This window comes from Glutamicibacter sp. (assembly GCF_035257265.1).
Classification (GTDB): domain Bacteria; phylum Actinomycetota; class Actinomycetes; order Actinomycetales; family Micrococcaceae; genus Glutamicibacter.
Window position 1 is genome coordinate 1 of the sequence record NZ_DATEXC010000074.1, and the last position, 3,511, is coordinate 3,511.

General features: G+C 59.7%; 3 protein-coding genes. 2 read left to right on the top strand and 1 reads right to left on the bottom strand.

Features of this window, described 5'->3' with window-relative positions; all coding sequences use genetic code 11:
• The coding region (locus VJ369_RS19105) for a toll/interleukin-1 receptor domain-containing protein (protein ID WP_324093573.1) at positions 1–827 on the bottom strand (827 nt) is incomplete at its 3' end.
• A 238-nt stretch (positions 828–1,065) separates the two neighbouring features.
• Here VJ369_RS19105 and VJ369_RS19110 point away from each other — a divergent pair.
• Together VJ369_RS19110 and VJ369_RS19115 are read left to right on the top strand one after the other, a co-directional pair.
• Positions 1,066–2,250, top strand: coding sequence for a hypothetical protein (locus VJ369_RS19110; protein ID WP_324093574.1), 1,185 nt, complete (start codon positions 1,066–1,068; stop codon positions 2,248–2,250).
• A 399-nt stretch (positions 2,251–2,649) separates the two neighbouring features.
• Positions 2,650–3,459, top strand: coding sequence for a hypothetical protein (locus VJ369_RS19115; RefSeq protein ID WP_324093575.1), 810 nt, complete (start codon positions 2,650–2,652; stop codon positions 3,457–3,459).
• Positions 3,460–3,511: the final 52 nt, after the last annotated feature.

A 3,511-nucleotide genomic window follows, 5' to 3' on the forward strand; every position in this document is an offset into this window, starting at 1 on the left:
AGTAACTGGACAAAAGCCAGAGATCGGGCGAAGTCACGCTGGACAGCACTGACAAAGGCAGCGCGAGAATCGCGAGGGTAGTCGACAGACGGCAGCACATCGACCCCCTGTTGACGCAAGAACACAGCCACCGCGTCCCGGTGATCGAGGAGGTCCTCAGTCGTCTCTGCCAACAGGATGGCGGCGCGAGATTCCGGTGGCCTGGCAGCATGCTGCCTCAGGTATTCTGCGATCAGGTGGGCAAGTTCGTTCACGTTGCGCCAGTAGGGGTTATCCTCATCTGGTTTTGGCACGGGGAAACCGAGAGGCCGCGGCGCCTGATCGGTAAACCCTCTCTCCCAGAACCGTAGGCTCGTCAGTACTTGCAGCGCACTGTGCCATGCCTCACGAGGCACTGGTTCGAAGTCAACGACGAAGACGTTGTCCTTGTGTTTCTCAGCTGCAGACTGCGCCAGGAAATTCCCCAGTTCCCGCTGACACCATACGGACTGGTGGTAACCGGGCGACATAACGAGCAACAAAATTCTGCTGCCCCTGAGGGTCGCAAGGAGCGTGTCCAGGACGTTGGCGTTGGCGGCCAACTGGTGGTCCATCCAGATCCTTGCGCCGCTGCCACCGAGCTTGCGCCGCAGCACTTTGTTGAGTTCTTCGACCAGCGTTGTTACCCAACCGGTCCTGGCCCCGGCGGGGATTTCGTCATCAGCGTGCGCATAACTGACGAACATATCATAGGCGGGTCGTGTACCCGACCACTGCGGATAATTATTTTGCCCCCAAACCGGGTACAATGCCCCCAACTCAACCCGTTTTGGAGGGGGCAAGGCCATGGTCTCACACCTGTTTTACTACCAACTCGCTCTGTTAGCCATCATATGGCTCTTCGTCATGTTGCATGTCACCTGGTCTAAGCCGGGTCTGACCACCCCAGCCGTGCCAGCGCAGCCCAAGCGCAAACGCTCCACCGAGCCTAAACCGTTTGCGGGCCTGACGCAAAAGCCTCACTGTGCGTTGTGTGACCAAGAGACCCTGCATACGGCTCCAGCGTCTCTGCGACGGCCCGATCCCATGCCGCCCACCAACCGTCGCCCCCGGACGGTGGATACGTCCATGCACTTCTGTCCCCATCTGGGCTGTGACTACTGCGGCTGGCCGGGGCTGAACAACCTGCGGGCCAATGGCCATCCCAGTGGCGGCCCCTGGCGTCAGTTGCACTGCACCGCATGCGACGGCTATTTTCCCGAGCACCACGGCACGATTTTTCATGGCAAGCAAGCAGCGGTGGAGCTCATTGTCCACGTGCTGGCGTGCTTGGCGGAGGGCCTGGGCATTCGCGCCACCGCCCGCGTGTTCGAGGTGGACCCCAATACCGTCTTGCACTGGTTGGTGGAAGCAGCGGAGCAGCTCAAGGCCTTTTCCGCCTATTTTCTCTGCAATGTGCACGTGAACCAGTTGCAACTTGACGAGTTGTATGCGGTGTTGCGCGGCGTCATCAACGGCGAGATCAGTGAAGACAACGCCATCAAGCGCCTGGAGCGTTCTCGCCACTGGGTGTGGACGGTGATCGACCCGGAGAGCAAACTGCTCTTGGCGACTGAGATCGGACCCCGCACCCTGGCGATGGCCCAACGCGTGGTGCATCAGGTGGTCCAGGTGTTAGCACCGGGCTGTGTACCGCTCTGTTTGACCGATGGCCTTAAGGAGTATGGAACCGCCTTGCTGAGGCACTTTGGCTCTTGGAGTCAACCGGAACGGCGCCAAGCCACAGGCCCGAGGCCCAAACCCCGCTGGATGCCCCTGCCCCAGCTGCTCTATGCGCAGGGGGTGAAGTCGTACCGGCGCAGACGCCTTGTGAGAGTCAAACACCGGGTGGTCTTCGGGACGATAGACCGGGTCACGCAGGTGCTGTCGGCATGCGGTTGGCAGATCAATACGGCTTTTGTCGAGAGGCTCAATCTGGACCTGCGCCAGCGGGTGGCTGCAGTCAGCCGTCGGGCCAACACGCTCTGCAAGGGCGAGGACAGCTTGGGACAACATCTGGTGTTGTTTCAAAGCTACCACAACTTTTGCCTGCCGCATGCCAGCATACGCTTGCCTCTGGCTGCGCCTGAGTCGACCAAGGGCAGTGGCTCAGCGAAGCGGTGGCAGCCGTGTACACCGGCGATGGCGGCCGGATTGACCGATCATGTGTGGACGCTGAAAGAAGTGCTGCTCTATCGCGTGCCACCGTGGCCCCAGCCAGCAGGGGTGTGAGCAAGCCGGGTGGTGGGAAGCGGCAAGGGAAGAGAGCCTGAGGTGGCGACGTGCGTCCGTATGGTCTGCGTCGAGGGCGGCATCAGGGCTCGGGGGCCGCTGGGAGGCCATGAAAGCCCTCTCTCATAGGCCTTTTTGCTCCTGTGACAGTCGACGGGTGAGCCTGTGGGATTTATCCGCAGGGCTCAGGTACACAACCCGTTAGTATGCTGAGCTATCCTATCTCCATATTAGATACGTCAAACAAAAAGCAACGCGAATGATGACGGCATAGTAACCGATGGTGTTAGTCTCTGCCAAACCAATAACCCAATAGTCCTTGCCGGCCTTATTGTCATGGGCATGTACTTCCTCCACGCTGGTAGAAAGCGCGCAACCCTGCCAGGAACGGAGGAGTCTATGACCACCACCATCGATTTTATCACCGCCTTATTCTACGAGGTCGATGAGCAGATGCGCACCATCCCCAAACACCCTGAGGCGCATCTCTGGCCCAGTGAGGTGGTCACCTTGGGACTGCTCCATGCCCTCAAAGGCGTGGGCAACCGTCCCTTCTATCGCTGGTTGACGCGCGACTATCGGCCGTTGTTTCCCCGCCTGCCCGAGCGCACGCGGCTCTTTCGTCTGTTGAAGACCCATCAGGACTGGACGCAGGCTTTCTTGGCCGCTCCGACCGTGCTCGGCGTCATCGACACCTACGGCATCGAGCTGATCCACCCCATGCGCGAGGGCCGCAGTCCCCAGCAGATTGGTCGCAAAGGCCTCTCCAACCATCGCTGGATTGTCGGCGGCAAACTCTGTCTGCTGTTAAACCAGTATGGCCTGGTGGTAGGGTGGGACTGTGCAGCGGCCAATGTCGCCGATAACACCTTCCAGTGGCTGATTCGACAGGTTGACGGACGCATGATCGTCTTGAGTGATACCGCCTTCCATGCCGCCGAGGGGGATCCTGCCAACCTCAAATTGTGTCAGCGCGGCGCGTGGGAGGATCGCATGCTCGTCGAGACAGTCTTGTCGATGCTGACTGTCGTGTGCCACTTGAAGAAGGTGATGCACCGGGGCTGGGCCTATTTCCACGCTCGTCTCGCCTTCACCATGGCGCTCTTCAATGTGCTGGTCCAGTGGCATGGTTTCCAGCCCTACGCGTCGGGCTTCGTGCCGCTCTCGATCGCTGAATGGAGTTTGTACAATACTAGCATGATTTCATAGTATGTCAGAGACTAACACCATTGGTTACTACGCCCTGCCCTGCTCTCTCGAC